At 71.4% G+C, this 23,783-nt stretch carries 17 protein-coding genes; 10 read left to right on the forward strand and 7 right to left on the reverse strand.

All coding sequences use genetic code 11. From position 1 onward, the window contains the following. Positions 1 to 145: 145 nt before the first annotated feature. The 4 genes from meaB to ACFY3V_RS11470 all read right to left on the reverse strand — a co-directional run bounded on the left by meaB (position 146) and on the right by ACFY3V_RS11470 (position 6,197). Positions 146 to 1,132, reverse strand: coding sequence for a methylmalonyl Co-A mutase-associated GTPase MeaB (gene meaB / locus ACFY3V_RS11455; RefSeq protein WP_362897057.1), 987 nt, complete (start codon positions 1,130 to 1,132; stop codon positions 146 to 148). Beyond that, complete coding sequence (gene scpA / locus ACFY3V_RS11460) at positions 1,116 to 3,329, reverse strand: methylmalonyl-CoA mutase (protein ID WP_389772405.1); 2,214 nt, start codon at positions 3,327 to 3,329, stop codon at positions 1,116 to 1,118. Before scpA ends, meaB begins: the two co-directional genes overlap by 17 nt. Further along, positions 3,326 to 5,203, reverse strand: a complete 1,878-nt coding sequence (locus tag ACFY3V_RS11465) for a methylmalonyl-CoA mutase family protein (protein WP_389772408.1) — start codon at positions 5,201 to 5,203, stop codon at positions 3,326 to 3,328. Before ACFY3V_RS11465 ends, scpA begins: the two co-directional genes overlap by 4 nt. 226 nt (positions 5,204 to 5,429) lie before the next feature. After that, the gene (locus tag ACFY3V_RS11470) at positions 5,430 to 6,197 is read right to left on the reverse strand and encodes an N-acetylmuramoyl-L-alanine amidase (protein ID WP_362897060.1); all 768 of its coding nucleotides are present in this window, start codon (positions 6,195 to 6,197) and stop codon (positions 5,430 to 5,432) included. Between the two features lie 396 nt (positions 6,198 to 6,593). On the opposite strand from ACFY3V_RS11470, the gene ACFY3V_RS11475 reads away from it, so the two are divergent. Beyond that, a complete protein-coding gene (locus ACFY3V_RS11475) occupies positions 6,594 to 8,057 on the forward strand; it encodes a serine/threonine-protein kinase (protein ID WP_389772412.1) in 1,464 nt (487 codons plus the stop codon). Here the strand turns inward: ACFY3V_RS11475 and ACFY3V_RS11480 are convergent. Further along, positions 8,023 to 8,985, reverse strand: coding sequence for a DMT family transporter (locus ACFY3V_RS11480; protein WP_362897062.1), 963 nt, complete (start codon positions 8,983 to 8,985; stop codon positions 8,023 to 8,025). The genes ACFY3V_RS11475 and ACFY3V_RS11480 overlap by 35 nt on opposite strands. A 69-nt stretch (positions 8,986 to 9,054) precedes the next feature. Here ACFY3V_RS11480 and ACFY3V_RS11485 point away from each other — a divergent pair, with 69 nt between their 5' ends. The 4 genes from ACFY3V_RS11485 (at position 9,055) to ACFY3V_RS11500 (ending at position 12,048) form a co-directional block, all read left to right on the forward strand. Continuing rightward, entirely contained in the window at positions 9,055 to 9,939 is an 885-nt protein-coding gene (locus ACFY3V_RS11485) for a LysR family transcriptional regulator (protein ID WP_362897063.1), read from the forward strand. Between the two features lie 54 nt (positions 9,940 to 9,993). After that, entirely contained in the window at positions 9,994 to 11,124 is a 1,131-nt protein-coding gene (locus ACFY3V_RS11490) for a DUF5925 domain-containing protein (RefSeq protein ID WP_362897064.1), read from the forward strand. A gap of 167 nt (positions 11,125 to 11,291) precedes the next feature. Further along, entirely contained in the window at positions 11,292 to 11,735 is a 444-nt protein-coding gene (locus tag ACFY3V_RS11495; RefSeq protein WP_362897065.1) for a DUF1622 domain-containing protein, read from the forward strand. Beyond that, positions 11,728 to 12,048, forward strand: coding sequence for a hypothetical protein (locus ACFY3V_RS11500; protein WP_362897066.1), 321 nt, complete (start codon positions 11,728 to 11,730; stop codon positions 12,046 to 12,048). Before ACFY3V_RS11495 ends, ACFY3V_RS11500 begins: the two co-directional genes overlap by 8 nt. On the opposite strand, the gene ACFY3V_RS11505 is transcribed toward ACFY3V_RS11500, so the two are convergent. After that, on the reverse strand, positions 12,030 to 14,819 hold the full coding sequence (locus ACFY3V_RS11505; RefSeq protein ID WP_389772418.1) for a DUF6493 family protein: 2,790 nt from the start codon (positions 14,817 to 14,819) through the stop codon (positions 12,030 to 12,032). The two genes, ACFY3V_RS11500 and ACFY3V_RS11505, sit on opposite strands and share 19 nt — an antisense overlap. Continuing rightward, a complete protein-coding gene (locus ACFY3V_RS11510) occupies positions 14,816 to 16,183 on the reverse strand; it encodes an SWIM zinc finger family protein (RefSeq protein ID WP_389772422.1) in 1,368 nt (455 codons plus the stop codon). The genes ACFY3V_RS11505 and ACFY3V_RS11510 overlap by 4 nt, the downstream gene beginning before the upstream one ends. A 1,281-nt stretch (positions 16,184 to 17,464) precedes the next feature. Here ACFY3V_RS11510 and ACFY3V_RS11515 point away from each other — a divergent pair. The 5 genes from ACFY3V_RS11515 (at position 17,465) to ACFY3V_RS11535 (ending at position 23,772) form a co-directional block, all read left to right on the forward strand. Next, positions 17,465 to 17,848, forward strand: a complete 384-nt coding sequence (locus tag ACFY3V_RS11515; RefSeq protein WP_362897069.1) for an Lsr2 family protein — start codon at positions 17,465 to 17,467, stop codon at positions 17,846 to 17,848. 159 nt (positions 17,849 to 18,007) lie between these two features. Then, a complete protein-coding gene (locus ACFY3V_RS11520) occupies positions 18,008 to 19,276 on the forward strand; it encodes a M20/M25/M40 family metallo-hydrolase (protein WP_362897070.1) in 1,269 nt (422 codons plus the stop codon). Between the two features lie 302 nt (positions 19,277 to 19,578). Further along, positions 19,579 to 21,105, forward strand: coding sequence for a hypothetical protein (locus ACFY3V_RS11525; protein ID WP_362897071.1), 1,527 nt, complete (start codon positions 19,579 to 19,581; stop codon positions 21,103 to 21,105). Between the two features lie 75 nt (positions 21,106 to 21,180). Then, on the forward strand, positions 21,181 to 22,335 hold the full coding sequence (locus ACFY3V_RS11530) for a DegT/DnrJ/EryC1/StrS family aminotransferase (RefSeq protein ID WP_362897072.1): 1,155 nt from the start codon (positions 21,181 to 21,183) through the stop codon (positions 22,333 to 22,335). 345 nt (positions 22,336 to 22,680) lie between these two features. Further along, on the forward strand, positions 22,681 to 23,772 hold the full coding sequence (locus ACFY3V_RS11535; protein WP_362897073.1) for a GNAT family N-acetyltransferase: 1,092 nt from the start codon (positions 22,681 to 22,683) through the stop codon (positions 23,770 to 23,772). Positions 23,773 to 23,783 lie beyond the last annotated feature (11 nt).

Below are 23,783 nucleotides of genomic sequence, written 5' to 3' on the forward strand. Positions count from 1 at the left end.
CCACCACTTTCCGGCATGATCCTCGTTAACATGCGCTTAACATGAGCGCCTTAATTAGTGGATCAGCCGCTAATCATGCGATGACCTGGCATTACTCAGTGTGACCGCGGGTCCTCAGCTCCGAGCTGTCAGGCTCCCCGAGCGCTCAGGCGCCCTTGGCGAAGGCCGCGAGGATGCGGTCGGCGGCCAGCGACGGGGTGAGGACACCCTCCTGGACGTCGCGCTCCACCTGGCCGACGATCGCCGCGACCTCGGGGTGCTCGCGGAGCCGGGTGAGTAACCTGTCGGTGATCAGTGCCCAGGTCCATCGGACCTGCTGGCGGCGACGGCGCTCGGCGAGCTCCCCCGAGGCCTCCAGGGCGTCGCGATGGTGGACGACCTGCCGCCACAGCTCGTCCAGCCCCTTGCCGGTCAGCCCGCTGCAGGTGAGCACCGGGGGCGTCCGCCCCGCGCCCAGCAGGCGGAGCGCTCCCGCGAGCTCTCTGGCGGCCTTGCGCGCGTCCAGCTCGTGGGAGCTGCCCTCGGTGCCGTCGGCCTTGTTGATCGCGATCACGTCGGCCAGCTCCAGCACCCCCTTCTTGATGCCCTGGAGCTGGTCGCCCGTCCTGGCCAGGGTGAGCAGCAGGAAGGTGTCGACCATGTCGGCCACGGCGGTCTCCGACTGGCCGACGCCGACGGTCTCCACGAGAACGATGTCGTATCCGGCGGCCTCGACCACGACCATCGCCTCGCGGGTCGCCCTGGTGACCCCGCCCAGGGTGCCCGAGGTGGGCGAAGGGCGGATGAAGGCGGCCGGGTCGACCGCCAGGCGGGACATCCTTGTCTTGTCGCCCAGGATGCTCCCCCCCGTACGCGTCGAGGACGGGTCGACGGCGAGCACCGCCACCCGATGCCCCTCCCCGGTCAGCCGGGTGCCGAGCGCGTCGATGAACGTGGACTTGCCGACACCGGGCACGCCGGTGATGCCGACCCTGCGCGCGGCGCCGGAGAGCGGCGTCAGCTCGGCGAGCAGCCGCTGGGCCAGGTCCCTGTGATCGGCCCTGGAGGACTCCACCAGCGTGATCGCCCGCGCGATCCAGACCCTGGACCCCTCCTTCACTCCCTGAACGTAGTCGTCAAGCGTCCGCGTCATGGCCCAGCCGGGTGAGCAGGTCCGCCAGCAGTCCCCGGGCGGCGTCGGCGATCACGGTGCCGGGCGGGAAGATCGCGCTCGCCCCCGCCGCGCGCAGCGCGTCGAAGTCACCGGGCGGGATGACCCCGCCGACCACGATCATGACGTCCTCCGCGCCCAGCGCGGCCAGCGCCTCGCGGAGTGCGGGCACGAGCGTGAGGTGCCCGGCGGCGAGCGAGTTCACGCCGACCACGTGCACGTCGGCCTCGACCGCCTGACGGGCGACCTCGTCGGGCGTCTGGAACAGCGGGCCGACGTCCACGTCGAAGCCGAGGTCGGCGAAGGCCGTCGCGATCACCTTCTGGCCCCGGTCGTGACCGTCCTGGCCCATCTTCGCCACCAGGATGCGGGGACGGCGGCCCTCCAGCCGCTCGAACTCGGCGCAGGCCGCGCGAACTCCGTCCACGCCGGATCCCACCTCCTCGCGATAGACCCCGGTGATCGTACGGATCTGCGCCGCGTGCCGCCCGAAGACCCGCTCCAGCGCGTCGGAGATCTCCCCGACCGTGGCCATGGCGCGGGCCGCCTCGATCGACAGCGCGAGGAGGTTCCCGTCGCTCGCCGCGCCCTTGGTCAGCGCGGTGAGAGCCTCCTCCACCCGGATGGGATCGCGCTCCTCGCGCAGGCGGCGCAGCTTCTCCAGCTGCTGGGCGCGTACCGAGGTGTTGTCGACCTTGAGCACCTCGATGGGCTCGTCGGCGTCCGGCCGGTACTTGTTCACGCCGATGACCGGCTGGCGCCCGGAGTCGATGCGCGCCTGGGTGCGGGCGGCGGCCTCCTCGATGCGCAGCTTCGGCAGGCCCTGGTCGATCGCCCTCGCCATGCCCCCGGCGGCCTCGACCTCCTCGATGTGGCCCCATGCCCTGGTGGCCAGCTCGTGGGTGAGCCGCTCGACGTAGTAGGAGCCGCCCCAGGGGTCGATCACCCGGCAGGTGCCCGACTCCTGCTGGAGCAGCAGCTGGGTGTTGCGGGCGATCCTGGCGGAGAAGTCGGTGGGCAGGGCGAGCGCCTCGTCGAGGGCGTTGGTGTGCAGCGACTGGGTGTGCCCCTGGGTGGCGGCCATCGCCTCCACGCAGGTGCGGACGACGTTGTTGTAGACGTCCTGGGCGGTGAGCGACCAGCCGGAGGTCTGCGAGTGGGTCCGCAGCGAGAGCGACCTGGGATTCTTCGCCCCGAACCCGGACACCAGCCGCGCCCAGAGCAGCCGCGCCGCCCGCAGCTTGGCGACCTCCATGAAGAAGTTCATGCCGATGCACCAGAAGAACGAGAGGCGCGGCGCGAACCTGTCGATGTCCAGGCCCGCCTCGACGCCGGCCCGGAGATACTCCACCCCGTCGGCGAGGGTGTAGGCGAGCTCCAGGTCACACGTGGCCCCGGCCTCCTGGATGTGGTATCCGGAGATCGAGATCGAGTTGAACTTCGGCATCTTCTCGCTGGTGTACGCGAAGATGTCGGAGATGATCCGCATCGAGGGGCCCGGCGGGTAGATGTAGGTGTTGCGGACCATGAACTCCTTGAGGATGTCGTTCTGGATGGTCCCCGCGAGCTGCTCGGGGGCCACCCCCTGCTCCTCGGCGGCCACGACGTAGAGCGCGAGCACGGGGAGCACCGCGCCGTTCATGGTCATCGACACGCTCATCCTGTCGAGGGGGATCCCGTCGAACAGCTGCCGCATGTCGTAGATGGAGTCGATGGCCACGCCCGCCATGCCGACGTCCCCCGCCACCCGGGGGTGGTCGGAGTCGTAGCCCCGGTGGGTGGCCAGGTCGAAGGCGACCGACAGGCCCTTCTGCCCGGCGGCCAGGTTGCGCCGGTAGAAGGCGTTGGACTCGGCCGCGGTGGAGAATCCGGCGTACTGGCGGATGGTCCACGGCTGGTTGACGTACATGGTCGGGTACGGGCCGCGCAGGTAGGGGACCGCGCCGGGGTAGGTCTCCAGGAAGTCGAGCCCGGCCAGGTCGGCGGCGGTGTAGAGGGGCTTGACGCCGATGCCCTCCGGCGTCTCCCACAGCAGGTCCCCCGGATCGCTCCCGGTGGCCTCCCGAACGGATCGCGCCCAGTCCTCCAGGCCGGGATCAGGAGCCGCGGGGTCCGCCGGGTGCTCGCCGGGGGCCGCCGGTCGCGCACCGAGCTCAATGCCGGAGAAGTCGGGAATCATCGAGCCACCCCCAGATCGTCGAAGGTCGTCCGGAGCACGCCGAGCGCGTCACATCCCGCGTAGAGACAGCCGTCCACACCCTCGTAATCTCCCTTCCCCGCCAGCCACACCTTTACCGCCCCCGCGCCCCTCAGCGCGGCGGCCACCGCCTCGGCGTGCCCGGCGTACAGCCGGTCACTGGAGCACAGGCAGGCGATCCTCGCCCCGGAGGCGGCGAACGCGGCGGCGATCTCGCCGGGATCCGTGACGGCGCCGCCGGTCACGGTGGCGATACCGCCCGCCTGGAAGAGGTTGGCCGCGAACGACGCCCTCGCGGTGTGCGAGGCCACCGGACCGATGGTCGCCAGGAAGACCTTGGGCCGGGTCTCCTGGGCGTCCGCCAGGTCGCGCAGCGCCTCGAACTCCTGCGCGTAGTGCACCCCGGTGCTTTCGCCGGGCCTGGCCTGCCTGCTGAGAGGCCGCTCGGCCAGGTCGGGGAACTCGCTGACGCCGGTGATCGGGTCGCGGCGCCTCGCGATTCCGGCCGCGCGCCGCTCCCAGGTGGCCGCGAGCCGTCCCGCGACGAACCCGGAGGCGAGCGCGTCGGCCATCCCCCCGGCGCGCTCGATCTCCTGGAACCACTCCCAGGCCCTGACCGCGAGGTCCTCGGTGAGCCGCTCGACGTACCAGGAGCCCCCGGCCGGGTCGATCACCCGGGCCACCCCGGCCTCCTCCACGAGCAGCGACTGGGTGTTGCGCGCGATGCGGCGGGCGAAGGCGTCCGGCAGGCCGAGGCGGGCGTCGAAGGGCTGCACCGTCACCGCGTCGGCCCCGCCGGTACCGGCCGCGAAGCAGGCGAGCGTGGTGCGGAGCATGTTCACCCACGGGTCGCGGGCGGTCATCATCGCCGAACCGGTCACCGCGTGCTGCCGCTGCGCCGCACCGGAGACACCGGAGACGCCGGAGACACCGCACACCTCGGCGACGCGCGCCCAGAGCCTGCGGGCGGCCCTGAGCTTGGCGATGGTGAGGAACTGGTCGGCGGTGGCGGCGTAGCGGAACTCCAGCTGCCCGAACGCCTGCTCCATCGTCAGACCCGCGCCGGTCAGGGCACGCAGCGCGGCGACCCCCGCCGCGATGGAGCAGCCGAGCTCCTCTGCGTCGCCGCCCCCCGCGTCGTGGTACGGCGTGGCGTCCACGACCACCGCCCGAAGGCCCGGATGGTCCGCGACGCAGCGGCGGGCCAGCTCGATCGCCGTGTCCGCGTCGGCGAGGACGTCGGCGCCCAGGTTCCCGGTGAGCCTCCCCGGTCCGTCATCGGCCGCGCGGCCGGTGGCACCGGAGGTAGCACCCGGTCCGTCGCCGGACACCGGCGTTCCCGGCCCGCCGCCGGGCGCCGCGGCCGCCTCGCCGCGCGGCGCCGAGGCCTCCCGCTCCCCGGCCAGCGCGAAAAGCGCCGCTGCCGCCTCGCGGGTCCGCTTGCCCGCGTCGAGCGTGACCGAGATCAGGTTCAGGTGGACCCGCTCCAGCGCGCGTGGCAGATCCTCCGGGTCGAGGGCGAGCCACAGCGAGTCGACGCCGTTCTCCAGATCCGCGAGGATCGCCTCGGGATCGGGTATCTCGTGGCGTTGCCGTACCTCCCAGCCGCCCTCGGGACGGGAGCCGCGGACGTAGGGCGCGGCTCCGGGAAGGCCGGGATCACCTGGCAGGTCGGACGCGTCGTAGATCGGCGCGATCGTCACGCCGTCGTAGGTGGTGAAGGCCAGCGCCTCCTCCGGGGAGTCGGTCTCGACCCCGGACTTGCGCAGCACCCCGAGCGCGAGCTCCCGCCACCGGTCACGGGTGACCGGTGGGAACTCGGCGGCCGATCGAGACTCCTCAGGCGGCACGGTCATGCACCGGATCCTAAGCGTCGCGCCACCGAGAACTTCCCCCGCCCCCCGGACGAATACCAACACTGGGGTCAACAGGGGGTGCGGGCAGGGGGTTCGGCGTGACTCGTGACCGGCGTGATCCGCGCCGGTGTGGCGTCGACAGGGGGTGCGGCAAGGAGGCCGATCTCGGGATCCGCCCCCGGTGGCGACGGCGAGGCGCGCCACCGGGGAGCCGGTCACGCGACGGTCAGGTGACGGGCTCCTGCCAGGCGGCGTCCCAGGTGGTCCGGTCGACGGCGCCGGTGACGGCGAGGCCCTTCTCCTTCTGGAACTTCCTGCAGACCTCACTGGAGGCGGGGCCGTACAGGCCGTCGACGTCGATCGCCCAGCCTCGGTCGCGCATCCGCCGCTGCCAGGTGCGGACGTCCTCCCCCTGCATGACCGGCGGCTGCTTGAGTATGCGGCCGGGGAAGGAGGGGTGAGGTTCGGGCGGGTTGGGAGCCCCGCCGGGGCGTGGGGCGCCGCGCTTGACCCACGCGTACAGGGGCTCGCCGGGGCAACTGGTCGAGTAGCCGTCGCGGTGCCCCTTGATCTCCCTGCCCGCCCCGCCCTTGTCCCTGAGGTATTCGATGGCGTCGAGGATGCCGTGCAGGATGTCGTCGGTCGGCTTGGTGAATCCCGAGGAGCCGACCAGCCCGAGCACCGCGTAGTGGTCGCTGTTGAGCCCGGCGCCGTTGGCGGCCGGGACGTTGCGCACGCCGCGCCCCTCGAAGACCTTCCGATGCGGACAGACCAGCATGGAGTATCCGACATCGATCCAGCCGTTGCCGTCCATGTGGTGGCTCTGGATGGACTTCACCAACGCGACACACTTGGCGTGGTCGTTCACGATGTCCGGGCTGACCTGGCCACCCGTGTAATGGACCTTCACTCCCTTGGTGGAGTTGAGCTTGCTGTAGGAACCGCGCGGCTGGCGGGCGCCCCACTCACGGCGAGTAACGAGATCGATGGCCACGAAACGTCTCCACTGTCTGAGTGATATTGCCCTACCGGAGCGTAATGGCTGACACGGCACCAATGAGGCCGTTAAAGCAATTGGTCCCTTGCCGCGGTGTGATGGGGGAAGCACTCCGGATGGTCGTCGGGTAGCGAAACAGCCGTTCTCCTAACCCCTGCCTGGCCCTCTAAACCGCGCCCTCCCCCGGCCCAGCGAGGCTCGGCGAGCCCCGTCGAGGTGGGAGCGCGCTTCCCCCTTTTCCAGGTTCCTCTCCCTTCGGCGCGAACGCCGTGGGTCACCGGCGAGCCAGGCATCCGGCACGCCGCCCCGAACCGGGCGGTTCCCCTTTCTCCTCCGTGTCCCCCGTTCACCCATCACACTTCACATCACCGACAAGACGGATAGCCTTCCCCCATGGTCGTGACCCCCCTCACCCCTGACGACCCGGCTCGGCTCGGCGCGTTCCAGCTCGCCGGGAGAGTCGGTGAGGGCGGCCAGGGCGTCGTCTACCTCGCGCACGCTCCCAGCGGCGAGCGGGTTGCGGTGAAGGTGCTGTTCCGCGGCGACACCGCGTCGCGGGCGCGACTCGCCCGCGAACTGTCCGCCCTGGAGAGCGTCGCGCCCTTCTGCACGGCGCGCGTGCTGACCGCCTCCGTGGACGGCCCCCTCCCGTACGTGGTCAGCGAGTTCGTCGACGGCCCCTCGCTGGAGGAGAGGATCCGCGAGCGGGGCCCACTGCGGGGCGGCGAACTGGAACGCCTGGTGGTCGGTACGGCGACCGCGCTGACGGCCATCCACGCCGCCGGGGTGGTGCACCGCGACTTCAAGCCCGCCAACGTGCTGCTCGGCCCCGACGGCCCCAGGGTGGTCGACTTCGGCATCGCGAGGGCGGAGGGCGCGGCCACGACCGCCTCCGGCCTGATCGGCACCCCCGCCTACCTGTCCCCCGAGCAGATCGGCGGGGCTCCCGCCTCACCCGCCTCCGACGTGTTCGGCTGGGCGGCCACCATGCTCTGCGCGGCGAGCGGCAGCCCTCCCTTCGGCGCCGACACCGTGCCGGCCGTGCTGAACCGGATCCTCAACCACCACCCGGACCTGTCGCCCCTGCCCCCCGCCTTCGCCGGGTTGATCGCCTCCTGCCTGGACAAGGATCCCGCCCGCCGTCCGACGGCCCGCGCGCTGATGGTCGGCCTCGTCGACCCGGTCGCCGCCGACCCCTCCGCCGAGTCCACCGAGGATCTGGCCAGGATCGGCAGCCGGATCGCCGCCCCTCCGGGACGGTCGGCGCTCACGACCCGGGAATCCCGCCGTGGCCGGCGGGGCGCCGTCACCGGCGCGGCCCTCGTCACGGTGTCGCTGCTGATCGCCGCGGGGGTCGCCGCCTGGCTCATTCCGGGCATCCCCGAGACCGGCGTCGACGGTTCCGGCCGGGCGACACCGTCCACCCCGCCGTCCCCGTCGTCGCCGTCGTCGCCGTCCGGAGGCGAGGCCCCGTCCACTCCGGAACCCTCCGGCACCGAGAGGTCGGCCCCGCCGGGGAACAGGGTCGAGATCCCCGCCTCCTTCGCCGGAGCGTGGGCCGGTGACGGCGTCACCTCCACCAACCCGTTCTCCCCCGGCGAGAAGCGGATCGAGGTCACGCTCAGAAAGGGCGACGACGGAGCCGAATGGGCGGAACCGGTCAACGGCTGCAAGGGGCGGATCACCCTGGCCAAGGTCACCGCCGAGGAGTTGACCTTCACCCTCGGCTCCGGCACCGGCTGCGTCCCCGGGACGGTGTGGCTCAGGCGCAAAGGTGACGCCCTGACCTACACCTGGAAGGACGTTCCCGGCCCCGAGCTGGTCACCGAGACCGGCGACCTGACCAGGAACCGATGAGGCCCTGACCGGTCATGATGCCGATGACGACGATCACCGCGCCGAGCGGCTGGTTCCACGTCAGCGTCTCACCCAGGACGAGCACCCCGAGGACGACCCCCACCAGCGGGGTCAGGTACGTCACCGTCGAGGCGGCCGTCGCCCCCCAACGGGCGATGACCGTGGTGTTCCAGATGTAGGCGAGCCCCGTACCCAGGACGCCCAGGGCGGCCATGCTCGCCACGACGGGCAGGTCCAGGCGCACCGGACCGCCTGCCAGCAGCGGGCTCAGCGCGAGCATGACCAGGGCCGCCACGCTGATCTGGGCGGCGGCGATCGTGGGGGCGTCGTAGCCGTAGGAGACCACGAAGCGCCGCGTGTAGGCGAAGGCCAGGCCGTAGCAGAACGTCGCCCCCAGGCAGGCCGCCTGCGCCCATCCGGGGCCGGCCTCGCTCAGGTTCCACGGGGCGAGGACGACGACGACACCGGCCGCGCCCAGCAGCAGGCCGAGCACCCCCGCCGCGTCCAGGCGTTCCTGGCGGAGCGCGGCCAGGGTCACGAACATCGTCATCAGCGGCGTCGTGGCGTTGTAGATGCTGGAGAGCCCCGAGGGGATGTGCTGCCCGGCCCAGGCGAACAACAGGAACGGCACCACGCACAGCAGCAGCGCGACCACCCCCAGGTGCGCCCAGAGTCTCGGCTGCCTCGGCCAGCTCCGGCGGGTGACCAGCATGATCGCGTTGAGGGTGAGCGCTCCCAGCGTGAGACGGCCCAGCACCGTCTGGACGGGAGACAGGCCGGTGAGAGCGACCTTGATGAACAGGAAGCTCGCCCCCCAGGTCAGGGCGAGCGCGAGATATCGGGCGAGCACCGACCTGCTCGCCGGGAGCGGCGCGGCGTCGGCCGCCCGCACCCGCGGAGCTGCCGGGAAGGTTCTTTCACGGGTCACCGGAGCAGTCTCATCAGGCGCTGAGCATGTGTCCAATGAGTTGCCCCGGCGGTGTGATGAGATGTCCTCATGAGGGCCACGGTCGCGCAACTCCGAGTCTTCGCCGCCGTGATCGCGAACGGCGGCTTCGGCGCGGCCGCCGAGGAGCTGGGCATGTCCCAGTCGGCGGTCTCCCACGCGCTCGCCGCACTTGAGCGCGCTCTCGGCGCACCGCTGGTGCTGCGGCACGGAGGCGTGGGACCCACCGCCCTGGGGACGACGATCCTGCCGCACGCCCAGGCGGCGCTCGCCTCGGTGTCCGCCATCGACGAGGCCGTCTCCGCACACCTGGGACAGCACACCGGAGTCGTCCGCGTCGCCGCCCCGCCCACGGTCTGCTGCGGGCTGCTCCCCCAGCTCATGCGGACGTGGCGCGCGGAACTCCCCGGTGTCGAGGTGCAGGTCTTCGAGGGTGACGACGACGAGCTGTCTCCCTGGCTGGAGACCGGGGTCGTCGACGCCGCCGTCCTCGTCGATCCGCTGCCCCCTCCTCCCGCGCATGTGGTGGTGGGCCGCGACGCCTTCCACGCCGTGGTCCGCACCGATCACCCCCTCGCCGGTCAGGAACACATCACGATGGCCGAGTTGACGGAGGATCCGCTGCTCGTCTCCAAGGGGGGCTGCGAGCCGCAGACCCGACTGCTGTGCTCCATGGCGGGTGTCCCCTACGCCCCTGCCCAGCATGTGCGCGAGCTCGGCACACTCATCGGAATGATCGCCGCCGGTATCGGCGTCTCGACGGTTCCCGACCTCGGCCGCGGCCTCCTCACCCCCGGGCTCGTCATGATCCCGCTGAAGCCGTCCCTGACCCGCGCCCTCGTCCTCACCGGTCCGCTCACCCGCCCGCCGAGCCCTCTGGTCGACGCCCTGCTCCGCACCGCCCCCGAGGTCCCCGCTTCCTCGGCGGCCTCCTGAGTCCGGCGCGAAAACCCTTCGACCGCAGAGCGTCCCGCGAGGATCATTGGCGCCATGTCCGTACTCAAGGAGGTCGACTTCCAGCCGGAGCCGCGCCCGGTCGAGCTGCCGATGAAGATCTGGCTCGACGACGGCGACGCGGCGGTGGACGTGATCGACGCCCTCGCGTTGTCCCCCTTCGCGACCGGGGCCCAGCCCTGGTCGCGCACCGCGAACCTGGAGCGGGTCCGTCCCGACGCCTCTCTCGCCCCCGCCTCGGGAAGGCTCGTCAGGGCGGCCTCGGAGAAGGACGGCCGCGACTCGCGGCTGCTGTGCGGAGAGGGCTGGACCCTGCGCGTGATCCGCTACCGCAACCGCGCCGCCACGGTCAGCGTGACCGCGGTCGACGAGGGCCTGGCCCGCTCGGTGATCGAGGAGATCACGAGGGACGCAGAGGAGCCCGCCCCCGAGAGCGACCACGTCACGATGGGCTTCTGGTGGCAGGGTCCCCGGGGCAGCCGCCGCTCGGAGAAGCCGATCACCGCCGCTCCCTGGGCGGAGGTCGCCGGCAACTACGCCAGGTCCGTGAGCGAACCGCTGTCTCGGCTGATGTCCGTCACCCCCTCGGAGGCACACGGCCGGCTGATCCTGCTGCACGGGCCGCCGGGCACCGGCAAGACGACGCTGCTGCGCACGCTCGCCCACGAGTGGCGGTCGTGGTGCCAGGTCGACTGCGTGCTGGACCCCGAGCAGCTGTTCCACTCCCCCGGATACCTCATGGAGGTCGCTGTCGGCTCCGACGACCATGACCACGACGGCGGAGGCGACAGCGGAGATCGGTGGCGGCTCCTGGTGCTGGAGGACTGTGACGAACTGATCAGGTCCGGCGCCAAGGAGGCCACCGGACAGGGCCTGTCGCGCCTTCTCAACCTGACCGACGGGCTCCTCGGCCAGGGCCGCGACGTCCTGGTGGCCATCACCACCAACGAGGACCTCGCCCACCTCCACCCTGCCGTCACCCGTCCCGGCCGCTGCCTCGCCCAGATCGAGGTCGGCGCCTTCCCCCACGACGAGGCCGCCCGCTGGCTCGGCACCGGCGAAGGACTCTCCCCCTCCGGTGCGACCCTCGCCGAACTCTTCGCCCTCCGCGACGGCGTCATCAACCACGCACCGGCCCCCCAGGAGAACACCGGCCTCTACCTCTGACGGGCACTCGACGGACACGGCGGGCCGAGCGCCGCCGATCGGCCGGAGGGAGTCTGGGGGAGGGCGACGCGAGCGTCCGGTTCGCGCCACTCTCCGCCTCCGGGCGGCGCGAACCGGGCGGCGACCGCGGGCGCATGGGCCGGGATCCGGCGGGGTACCAGCAGCGCATGCCCGATCTTCTACCGGAGGAGACCCTCCGGCGGCTCGTCGACCTGCTGGTACGCCTCGTCGAGGCGGCCGGGGCGGCCGTCATCTTCGTCGGCGCCGCGATCGCGTTCGTGCGGTTCGTGCTGGTGGCCGTACGGCGGCACGAGGACGGGTTCATCGCGGTGCGGCTGTTCCTGGGACGCTTCCTCGCGCTCGGCCTGGAGTTCCAACTGGCGAGCGACGTGCTGCGCACGGCGATCGCGCCGAGTTTCCCGCAGATCGGACAGCTCGCGGCGATCGCGGCCATCCGCACCGCCCTGAACTTCTTCCTGAACAAGGAGATCCAGCGGGAGGGACGCACGATGAGCGAGGCACGCGGGGGCGCCTCGCAGGCCGTCCCCGGCGGGCGGGATTCGCCGGACGACCCCGGCGGGCGCGTCCCGCCCGGTGCGGGGAATGACTGACCTCGCCCGCACGCTCGTCCCCCTCATCGTCGTCATGGGACTGGCCGCGGCGCTCGCCGTCCTCCTCTCCGGAGCCGCCGCCGGCACCGCTCTGGGAGTGCTGCTCGACTTCCTCCTCGCGGCCGGGCTCCTGCGCCTCTCCCAGGCCCAGACCTGGGCGGCGATCATCACCGCGGCGCTCACGGTGCTGATCCGCAAGCTCGTCGCCACGGCGTTCTCGGCGTTCTCCGCACACGCGACGGGACGGCGTCCGCCCGGCCACCGTCCCGCCACCCCCGCCCCGAGCGGACGGACTCAGGACCGTACGAGATAGTCGTGCAGGCGGCGGCACTGGCGGCCGAACCCCGACGAGGAACGGCGTGACGACGGGGCGAGCCCGGTGATCTCTCCTCGCGCCCCGGCCCGGCCTGCCACCTCCACGCCCAGGGCGACGAGCTCGGTCGCGCCCGAGCGCGGCCGCTCCCCCTCCCCCGGCAACACGTGCGGCAGTGCCGCCCGGATCACCTGCCAGACCTCTCGGTGGGCTCCCTGCCCGGCCGCCCGCTCAAGCCCGGCCACCGCGTGCGGCAGCTTCACCCAGGTCCGCTCCGTGAGCAGGGCGAGCTGCCTGCCGAGCGCGTCCGCGGGCAGGTCCCCCCTCGCCGCCATCCGCAGTACCAGCCGCACGCCACGGTCCGGATCCCGTTGGGCGAGGAAGAAGGCGAGCAGCAGCGCGATCGGCTCACCGGCCGGCCCCTCACCGGCGGTGAGCGCCTCGACGTCTTCCGACTGGACCCCGGGCCGGTACCAGGAGTGGAGCAGATGAGGGAGATAGCCGGCGGCGACCACGTCGCGGTGCGAGGGCAGGACGGCGGGCCACCAGCCCAGGCACTGGCCGTGCATCTCCCCGTGGCTGCTCGGCACCTCGCCGAGCAGCTCGTCGACGAAGGGCAGGCCGGTCGTTTCGGCCCGCACCCGGGGAACCGGATTCAGGCGGGCGCCCGGAGGCGGCTCGTGTTCGTCGGTGTAGCGAACCCCGTTCTCGCTGAACGTCCAGCGGACGCGCGTCTCCACCTCGACCGGCCCCTCCGCCAGCCACCGCGCCGCCCGGCGCCCGGCCTCGGAGGTGAGCCCTCCGGCCCGGACGACCGCCTCGGGCTCCACGGTCGCCGGCAACCGCAGCAGCGCCTGCTGGAAGTCGGCGGGCAGCGGCTCGGCCCCGGTGGCCTCGATCGCCTCCAGCCGGGTGAGGAAGACGGCGGGATCGAGGTGACCGGTGGCGGCGGTCGGGGTCGCGAGCAGGACCGGCGGCAGCGTTCCCGCCCTGAGCGCGGCGAGCACCTCCGCGCACCGCCGGAGCACGAACCGGTGCGGCGCGGAGACGTCGTGCTCACCGGGGAGCCGGTCGGGTCTGAGCTCCCGGGCGGCGCCGTACGCCTCCCCCGGTCCTGCCGCCCCGCCGCCCTCGCCGACTCCGGCGAGGACCCGCATGATCTGGTCGCGCGCTCCGGCGAGAAAATCACCGAGGAACATCTCCCAGCCGCCCAGGCTCCCCGAACCGGTCGTGACGTTCCCGAAGGTCCACCCCTCGGAAACCTCGGGATCCTCCCGAACCGCCGGTCCGGGGTCGGCGCCGGGGATGACGAGTTCGGCGGCGATCGCAGTGAACCAGTCGTGCGGCGCGTACCAGTCCTCCCTCCGGTAGAGCTCGTGAATCCGGTCGACGCTCTCGCTGAGCGCGGCGCGCAGCGCCTCGCGGTCCTCCGCCGCGAGCAGGACGAAGCCCGCGAGCCACCGCTCGGCCTCCTGCCAGTCGCGAGACGAGCCCGCGCGGACCAGTTCGGCGACCGTGCCCGGCGGGTCGGGGAAGGCTCCTACCGGATCGGGTGGGATGAGCGGCGGCGGGACGAGGACCTCCGGCTCGGCCTCGGGCTCCGGCTCTCCCCCGACCGTCTCGGCGAGGAGCCGTCTCAGGTCGGGTGGGAGCGCGTCCAGCGCCGAGCGCAGCGTCTCCGCGCCGAGCGGGGTGAGGTGTGCCGCGTGCTTGGCCGCGAGACGCGTGGCGCGTTCCTGTACGGCGTACGCCTCGTGTCCGAACGCGGACGCGAGAGCCGGAGCCAGCTCGTCGGCCCGTTCCGGCGACCGCCGCAGGGTCTGGTCGAGCCAGGTCAGCCCGGTGCGCACCAGCCCGCTCTCGGCGCGGAACAGCACGCCCTCCAGCGCCTCGGTCACGTCGGCCGGGTCGAGGTGGTCGAGGCGGCGCAGGTGCCTGAGCGCGAGTTCCGCGACCGGCCCCGGCGCGGCCGGCAGCAGGCGCAGGTAGTCGCGGGCGCGGGCCTCCACCTCCGCGTACGTGGGATCGAGCAGCTCGTGGAGGCGGACGAAGAACCGCAGGTCGACGGCGTCCCCTCCGCGCAGGAACCGGCTCACGCAGCCGTTCACGAGCATCTCGCGGCTCGCCCGCCCTTCGCCGCCCAGCATGGCCAGGGCACCGAGCCAGGAGTCGGAGCGCAGCGGGGTGCTTCGCTCCTCGCGCAGGGCGCGGCCCACGCCCTGTGCCTCGAAGATCCTCGGCAGCAGGGTGTCGAAGAGCGGATCCCTGCGGAGCCTGCTCGCACTGGGCGGCGTGGTGAGCCAGCCGAGCACGAGCGGGTCGTGCTCGGGCGGGGTCACGCCGGTACGGCGGAGCAGGTTCAGCGCCAGCGGCACCCCCGGTGAGGTCCGGTCGCGGATCCGGAGCGTGAGCCGGGTGACCAGATCGGCCTGCCACTCGGGCTCCCGTGCGGAGATCACCGTCATGAGGGCGTCGGTGTCGCCCGGCCTCTCCCAGCTGAAGAACGCGAATTCGCGGCGGTTCAGCCAGGTGGCCACGGCCGCCGCGCCACCGAGCGACCCCGCGCCCGCCACCCGCAGGCGTTCTCTCCGCGCGCCCCGGCTTTCCCACCGCTCGAAGTCGTCCGTCCCGAGACGCACCGACCTGAGGTGTCCCGGCAGTTCCTTCGCGACCTCCTTGCGCCCGGCGGCGTCGAGCCCCGCCATCCGGGCCGCGAGTTCGTCGAGGCCACCGTTGTCGATGAGGTCGCGGACCTCGTCCCAGACCGTCATCGGGAGTCCTCCCCGACGTGGGAGAGCGGCGCCGCCGGAGAGGCGTCCGGGGTGCCGGCGGCCATCCGGGCGGCGAGCACGTGCTTGCAGGGGCCTCGCGAGCCCCGGTGGTCGTACCACCACGGGCAGGTGCACGACCCCTCCGCCATCCGCACCAGGCGGACGCCGCCTCCGGTGGTCACCTCGGCCGAATCGGCACCGGTGAGGCGGACGGCGCCGGAGGCCACCAGGGCGCGGGCGGAGCCGAGCCTGGGGTTCAGCGCTGCGACGTGGTCGCGGTCGTAGGGCAGCTCGCGGTGGAAGTGCGCGGCCTCGAAGAGGTCGTAGCCGACCCGGCCCGCCGTGCCGAGCTGGGTGAGCGCGGCCCGGACCCGCTCCGGCGCGAGCCCGGAGCGTTCGGCGAGCAGGCCGAGTTCCAGGGTGGGCTCGAAGTCGAGCAGGACGCCGACCAGGTCGGCGTCGCCGGCCACCACGTCCGAGGAAAGATCGTCCAGGACGGCTCCCTCCCCGGAGAAACCGCGCCAAGCCTGCGGAGAAAGCACCAGCGTGTACCGCATACCGGGCAGTTCCAGCTCCCAGGCGCTCGCCCCCGAGCCGTCCGTCGGCCCGTACACCCGCAGAGCCTTGGCGAAGCGCAACAACGGCATCATCGTCGCCAGCCTGCCGGCCCCGGCCAGATGGACCCCACCGGGTACGGCCCGCTCCGAAAGTCTCAGTTCCCTGCCCGCGGGGACCGCCCACACCTCGGCCGTCGCCCGCTTCGGCAGGCCGCGCAGGAACCTGACGGCTTGCGGCCCGGCGAGTTCGGCACGCAGGTCGAATCCGGAGGCGATCACCTGGACCTCCGCGAAACCGCGCAGCCACCGGTCGGGCAGCGGCACCTTCTTCTCCACGACCGCGCCGTCCAGGGTGGTCACGGTGAGCTCGTCGGGGCCGACCCCGACGTGCAGCGGGTCACGGGCGCCGACCCTGGCCAGTGCCTCACGCAGCGGGTTGTTGACGTCCACGTTGGTGGTGCCCCGGTCGAAGATCTCACCGTCGAGGGCGGGGCCGAGCACGTCCAGCCGGGCGTAGACGCCACCGCAGGCGGAGAAGGACTCGAATCGAAGACGGTCGCCACCACAGGTCACGACCGGATCGCGGGTGAATCCCGGCTGCGGCCGGTGGTAGCGGGCCAATGCCACGTCGGCGACCGCGAGCAGGCCGGTCGCGGCCGGTGCGGCCTGGGTGAGCACTCCGCTGAAGAAGCGGGGATGGTCGAGAAACCCCGACGTGGTCCGGCCACCGGATGTCGACAGGCCCAGATGTCCGTCGGCGAGTGTGGAGGGGCCGGCATAGGCGTAGGCCTGCACTGCGTTCGTCATGAGCCGGACGGTAGAGATCGCTACCGACAAATCCGCTCTCGTCCGCACGGCAGGCGGCGGCCACCGACGCCGAGGACTCCTGCCGAAGCCGCCGGGACTGTTCGGGCTCCTGGAGTTCCCGGGACTCCGGAGCGAAGGGCCGAGGGTTCGGGAGCCCGTCCGAGGCCCGGGACCGGCGGACCTCCCGGCCGCCGGGCGGGCCGGAGGGGAGTCCCCGGTGAGCACGTCCGGGCGATCCGGTGATCGGGCCGGACGGCCGGGCCCCGGACCCCGGAGGTCCGGCCGAACCGGGAACGCCGGGATCCGGTCAATACGCCTATCCGATCTCCGATCGGTTCGCGAACAATTCGGGGAAGGCCGCGCGATTGATCCGGGTGATGGAACGGGCCAATGTCGGCCAAGGAGCAAACGACCACCGCCGTCCCCCCTCTCCCGCAATGCGAGACGCCCGGAATCATACGGTCCGCAAGGCGAGTCTTGCCTTACCGGAGAGTGTCGAGAGCACACCTCAATGTGATCGGCAACGTACCGGCGGCGCCTTCGAAGGCGCCCGATACCGGACACCTGAAACCCGTGCACGGGCGGCGCGCATTCCGGGGGGCGGGGAAGCCATTTGTCCTCCGGAATCCCGGAACGCGCTCGGTTACGAACTTCCGGCGTGCGCGAATTGTCCGCCGAGCGTCCGGCGCGACCCGCGCGAAGCCTCTCCTTCCACCTCTCCCGACCTGGCCCACCCCTCGTCCCTTCCGTACGGTCTCGGTGTGACAAGTACCGTGAGCAGCGAAAAGGGAGCGAAAGAACCTGTCTGCCGGCCGAGAGGGCCGCCGCGGCAGGCCGGCGCCTCCGGCGCCACGGAGCCAGGGAAACGAACCGCGGCCGAACGACGCACCGGAGTGCCCGAAGTGGTGGAAGTCGATTTTTTTCCGGGCGGCCAGGATGGAAACCACCCGGAGGTCACGAAACTCCAAAGCGCCCCGGCCCTCCTTCGGTAAAGCCCGCCGGGGCAGCCGGCAGAGCCCGGCATACAAGCCGCCAAGGGGTCCCGGTGTCGTCGTCGTTTTTAATGCCCCGCGAACGGGAAGCATTTACCAATGACGTGGAGACGCCGGAGTTCGACCTCGAGTAATTAACCTGAGAGAGTGGATCTCCGGCGAACAGGGGTTTCCTGGGCGCGACAACGAAAGGAGGGACTAGAGTTTTACGCGCGGGGAAGAGACGCGGGACCATCGTCGGCCGGGTTCACGGCCGCACGCTCCGGCGCCAAGATTAAGGAGTCACACAATGGCACGTCAGCAAGTCGTCACGTTCACCGATGACATCACCGGTAAGAAGGCCGACGAGACCGTCTCGTTCGGCCTCGACGGCACCGCCTACGAGATCGACCTGAGCTCGAAGAACGCCACGAAACTTCGCGAGGCCCTCAGACCGTTCCAGTCCGCCGCCCGCAAGGCGAGCACCTCCATGGGCCGCAAGGGCAGGTCGAAGGGTTCCGGCGGCAACCGTGAGCGGAGCGCCGAGATCCGGGCGTGGGCGAAGTCCCACGGGATCGAGGTGAGCGAGCGCGGACGCATCGGAGGAAAGGTCGCCGAGGCGTTCGCCGCGGGCGACCCCAGCGTGGCGAAGGGCTCGACCAAAAAAACCCCGCAGACCACGCACAGCGAGTGAGGCCGGGCTCCCGGACCCTGCAGGGGTGGCGGCGTCATAGCCGACCGGGAGTGCTCGAAACGACCACATAATGACCACATGGGGTGCTACTTCCAACCCGGAGGGGTATGCACCTTTTGATGAAAAGCTTTGGGAATCTGGCTCCGGGGGCGTTCTTTGATGAGCGAGGTCGCACAGATCTGTTCGGATCTGATCAGATTCGACACCACCAATCCCGGCACCGGTGAACGTCCAGCGGCCGAGCACGTCGCCACCCTGCTGTCCGACGCCGGGATCGAGCCCGTGGTGTTCGAGTCGGCCAGCCGCAGGACCAGCGTGATCGCCAGGATCCCCGGCGACTCGCCCGAGGCCCTGCTGATCCACGGCCACCTCGACGTGGTCCCCGCGAGGCCGTCCGACTGGCGGATCCCCCCCTTCTCCGGCGAGGTCTTCGGCGGATGCGTCTGGGGCCGGGGCGCGATCGACATGAAGGGCACCCTCGCCATGACGCTCACCCTGGTCCGCGACTGGGCCCGGCGCGGGGTGCGGCCGGATCGGGACATCGTCCTCGCCTTCCTCGCCGACGAGGAGGCCACCGGCGAGTACGGAGCGCGTTACGCGGTACGGCGCCACCGCGAGCTGTTCGACGGCTGCACCGACGCGATCAGCGAGTCCGGCGGCTACAGCGTCGAGGCCGGGGGCGCGCGGATCTACCCCGTCGCGGTGGGCGAGCGCGGTACCGCCTGGATGCGGCTCACCGCGACCGGCGTCGCGGGCCACGGCTCCCGCCCGCCGGTGGACAACGCGGTGGCCGAACTCTGCCACGCCATGTCCAGGATCGCCTCCCACCGCTGGCCGGTGCGGCTGACGCCCGGAGTGGCGGCGCTGATCGAGGACCTGTCGGCCGTTCTCGGCGAGCGCATCGATCTCGACCGGCTGGAGGAGGAGGCTCGGCGGCTCGGCAGGATCGGCGACCTGTTCGGGGCGCAGATCCGCAACTCGGCGAACCCGACGATGCTCCAGGCGGGCTACAAGGTCAACGTGGTCCCCGGCACCGCCGAGGGACACGTGGACGGGCGGTTCCTGCCAGGGCATCGGGAGGAGTTCCTGGAGACGATCGACCGTCTGCTCGGCCCCCGGGTGACCCGGGAGTTCGTCAACATCGAGGACGCCCCCTCCGCCCCGATGGACTCGCCGTTCTTCGACCGGCTCCGCGCCGCCCTGGTGGCCGAGGACCCGTCGGCGCGACCGGTGCCGTACGTGATGTCGGGCGGCACCGACGCGAAGTCCTTCGCCGGGCTCGGCATCAGGGGCTATGGCTTCGCCCCGCTGATGCTCACCCCGGACCTCGACTACTTCGGCATGTTCCACGGGGTGGACGAGCGTGTCCCCGTCGAGGGTCTGGAGTTCGGCGTCCGCGTCCTGGACCGCCTCCTCACCTCCCGCTGAGGTGATCTCGGCCACTCCCGCTCATCCCAATCCCCATGAAAACGGGGCAGCCTCTATCACAATCAAGCCCTGCCTGGGACTTCCGTATACATGCCGGACACGGCCCGCCGGAAACTGGGGCATCATGACTCACGTGCCGATTCTCATGTACCCCCCGGTGACCGGCAGATCTCGCGACGAGACGCGAAGGCCGGTGACGCGCCCTTCCGACACCGTCGACGAGACCACCGCCCCACCCCGCCCGAGCGATCCGCGGCGCTCCCGCGCCGCCTTCGGGGATGGCGCGGATCGGAGAGACCGGCGTGAGTGAGCACGGCACCGGCCGGCACGCCAGGCCGGGGAGCGGCGCCCCCACGCCGGGCAGCGGGCCGGACATTCTCCGCCCCGGCGCGAACACGGCCTCCGGTCTCCGTACAGCCGGCGGCAAGGTCGATGCAAGCGGCCCGGCCGACGATGGCGGCGTGACGCGCGACGGAGGCGAGCGGGCGACGGGCGGGACGGCCACCGAGGCACGCGGGACCGGCCTGATGGACCGCCTCCGCAAGGACCTCAGGAACCCACTGTTCCTGCAGGGCTACGCGCTGATGATCAACACGGGGATCACCGCCGTGCTGGGGCTCGGCTACTGGTTCCTCGCCACGCACCTGTACAGCGCCACCGCGTTCGGTGAGGGACAGGCCCAGATCAGCGCGATGCGGCTGTTCTCCTCCCTGACCGGGCTCGCCTTCGCGGGCGCCATGGCCAGGTTCATCCCGGTGGCCGGGCGCCGCACCGCCGAGTTCATCCTGCGCGGCTACGCGGTCGCCGGAGCCACCGGCCTGGTGGCGGCGCTGGGGTTCCTGCTGACCTTACCGCTGTGGGGATCGGTCTACGCCGACCTCGGCGGGCTCGGTCCCGGCCTGTTCTTCCTCGCCTCGGTGCTCGTGTGGACGATCTTCACCCTCCAGGACGTGACGCTGGCCGGGCTACGCAACGCCGTCTGGGTGCCGGTCAACAGCCTGGCGTTCGGCCTGGTCAAGATGGGCCTGCTCATCGCGCTGGCGCACGCGCTGCCGCAGGGCGGCGTCTTCGGCGGCATCTTCGTCTCGTGGATCGTGCCGACGGCCATAGCGCTGATCCCGATCAGCTGGCTCATCTTCGGGGTCATCATCCCCAAGCACGTCAAGAACACCGAGGTGACCGCGGCGAACCCGCCGCGCCTGCGCGAGGTGGGGCGTTTCCTCGCCGGAGACTTCCCCGGCGCGTTCTCCATCCTGCTGATCCTCTATCTCGTCCCGGTCATCGTCGCGGGCTGGCTCGACGACGCCCCGACGTTCGGCTATTTCTCGATAGCGCACACCCTGGGCTCCATGGTCGGGCTGCTCGCGGCCAACATGGCGGTCTCGCTCACCGTCGAGGGCTCCTTCAACGCCGCCCAGCTGGGACAGAGCGTGCGCAACGCGCTGCGGCGCACCTTCCTGATCGTCGGGCCGGTCGTCGCGGTGGTCGTGATCGGCGCGCCGCTGATCCTGGGCGTGTTCGGCCCGGGGTTCGCCGAGGCGGGCACGCCGCTGCTGCGCCTGATGGCGATCGCCGTGCTCCCCCAGACGGTGATCGAGATCTGCCTCAGCATGCTGCGCGCCCAGAGCGAGGCACGCAAGCTCGCCCTCGTCCAGATCGGGATGGCCGTCCTGGTCCTCACCTCGATAGCGGTGCTCTTCCCCCACTTCGGAATCGCCGCGGTGGGCTACGCCATGCTCGGCAGCCAGCTCCTGGTCGCGCTGCTGATCTTCCCAAACATGCGCAGAGTGATGAAACATGGCAAAACATCCCAGGTGGCGACCGGTTAGGGCGACACGACCCTTCCGGTTTGCGGTCACGATGTCGTACGTGATATCTGGTCTCCGGTGACTCCTGAGCACATAGTGGCGAAGCGGACTCATCGCCTCTGCCTTCCGCTGCCTTCCAACCGCCTTGGCCTGTATCTGGCCCTGCGGCACTGGTGCAGCCCCGGTCAGCGGCTGCTGATGTCACCGCTGTCGGCGGACGAGATCCTCTTCCTCGTGCTCGCGGCCGGGCTGCGCCCGGTCATCGCCCCCCTCTCCCTCGACGACGGCAACATCGACGTCGACGCCGTCGACCTCGACACGGTCGACGCGGTGCTCACCACCAACCTGTACGGCCTACCGGACCGGGTGGCCGCGTTCGGCGGCAAGATCCTGATCGAGGACGTCGCACACGCGATCGAGACGAGCGTGAACGGCAGGCCGATCGGCACCTTCGGGGTGGCCGGCGTGTTCAGCCTGTCCAAGCACGCGGGAGCGGGCTCCGGCGGAGTGATCGCGGTCGAGCACCTCTCGGATCTGCGCGCCCTGGAGCGTGACCGCGACCGGCTGCTGCAGCCCGGTGTCTTCAAGAAAGAGATCCACAGTGTGCTGACCTCCGCGGGCCGGCACGCCGCGCTGCGCCTGAACATGGTCCGCCCGGCGCTGAAGGCGATGCGTGCCCTCGGTATGGAGGAGGAGCGCGAGGGATACCGCATCGCGCCACGCCCCGAGGATCTGCTCAAGGCGATGGAGTACGCACCCCAGCAGTTGCCGGCGTTCGACTCCTGGGTCCGGGCCGACCTGCACGACTACCGGGCCAGGCGGGGCCACCTTTCTCGCTGGTACCAGTCGAGGCGCCTGCACGCGCTGCCCCGCCAGCGGTCGCGGCGGATCGCCGGTGTCTCGACGCTGGCCGCGCTGCCCACCGTCGCCCCGGCCGTACGCCGCCACCTGGACCAGCCGCTTTTCCGGGTTCCGCTGCTGGTCTACGGCCGCGACGCGGCCATCGCCGAGCTGGAGCGGCACGGGGTCGCCACCGGATACCTCTACGACCCGCCGTACGACGGTTACCTGCCCGAGTTCACCGACCCCTCACCCGAGCCCGAGGTGGCGCGCTGGTGGGCCCGGCACGTGCTGCCGATCGACCCGCTGTACGCCCATCGCGCCCTGCCGGTCATCGAGCGGCTCATCCCCGCGGTCCCTCCGCTGCCACCCAGGACGCCCTCGGGACCGGCCTCCTTCGACGTCGCGTAGCGAGCCTGCCGTATTACCAAGCGAACTATCTCGTTACTAAGCGAATAGGGCGATATCCCGATAGATTCAGCGCATCGGGTGGCGATTCGAGGGAAGAGCGGATCGGGGGATTCGCCACTCGGGAAGTCGGGGGATCGGCGGTTCGTGATCGGGGGATCAGCCGCCGCCTGGTTCTGGGACGGTTTCCACGTGCCGTGACGCACGTCCCCATGCCCGCCGTCCGGACCTCCCCTGCTCCAACGACGTCCGATTGCCTGGTCCCAGGCTTCGAGAAAGGACCATCGGCCTCGTGAACGGTAGGTTTGCGCACACCGCCGGTCGCCCCGGCGCGACGGGGGACGGCGCATGAGAATCAGCGTCATCCGGCCCGCGGAGTTGGGCCCGGCCGAGATCTCGGCATGGCGCGGAATGCAATGTTCCACCTCACACCTGGACAATCCCTTTCTCAGCCCGGACTTCACGATCGCGATGGGCGAGGTCCGCCCGGAAGCGCGGGTAGCGGTGATCAGCGAGTCCGACGGGCCCGTGGGGTTCTTCCCCTTCGAACTGCACGGCGGCGGGGTGAGTGCCGCTCTGGGCGGGTGGGTGTCGCTCTCCCAGGGGGTCGTCCACCGGCCGGGCGCCGAGTTCGACTCCGACGCCCTGCTTCGGGCGTGCGGGCTGAGCGTGTGGGAGTTCGGCTGTCTGGTCGACCACCAGCCGTGGTTCAAGCCGTTCGAGACGCTCAGGCAGGAGGCCGTGGTCCTCGACTTCTCCGACGGCTACCACGCCTTCCTCGACGAGCTGCGCGGACGCTCCCCGAAGTTCCTCAAGTCCACCCTGTACAAGGAGCGGAAGCTGAGCCGCGACGTGGGCGAGGTCACCTCCGAGTTCACGGTGGACGACCCCGAGAGCTTCCGGCTGCTGCGCCGGTGGAAGTCCGCCCAGTACCAGCGGATGGGCCGCGCCGACCGCTTCGGCAAGGCGTGGGTCGTGGAGCTGGTCGAACGCCTGCACGCCGTCGACACCGACGACTTCGCGGGGCCGCTGTCGATGCTGTACGCCGACGGCAGGCCCGTCGCGGGTCATTTCGGGCTGCGCACCGGCACGACGATGATCGGCTGGTTCCCCGCGTACGATCCCGAGTACGCCAGATACTCCCCCGGCCTGATCCAGCACCTGCGCATGGTCGAGTCCGCCGCGAAGCTCGGGATCACCTCGCTGGACCTGGGCATCAGCAACGGCTCGGAGTACAAGGACGCGCTGTGCAGCAGGACCGTCCCGGTCACCGAGGGCATCGTGCGCCGCCGGTCGATGGGCGCGGCGGCGCACTGGCTGCGTACCGAGCCGGTCCGCCGGGTGCGGCGGTTCATCCTCGACAGCCCGGTCCTGTACGGCGCCGCCGACCGGGCCATGAAGCGGTACGGTCGGCTGCGCACCGGCAGGAAGAGTCGATGAGCCCTCGGAAG

Origin of the sequence: Streptosporangium sp. NPDC000095, from assembly GCF_042899335.1 — a bacterium.
In the GTDB taxonomy this organism is placed as follows: Bacteria; Actinomycetota; Actinomycetes; order Streptosporangiales; family Streptosporangiaceae; genus Streptosporangium.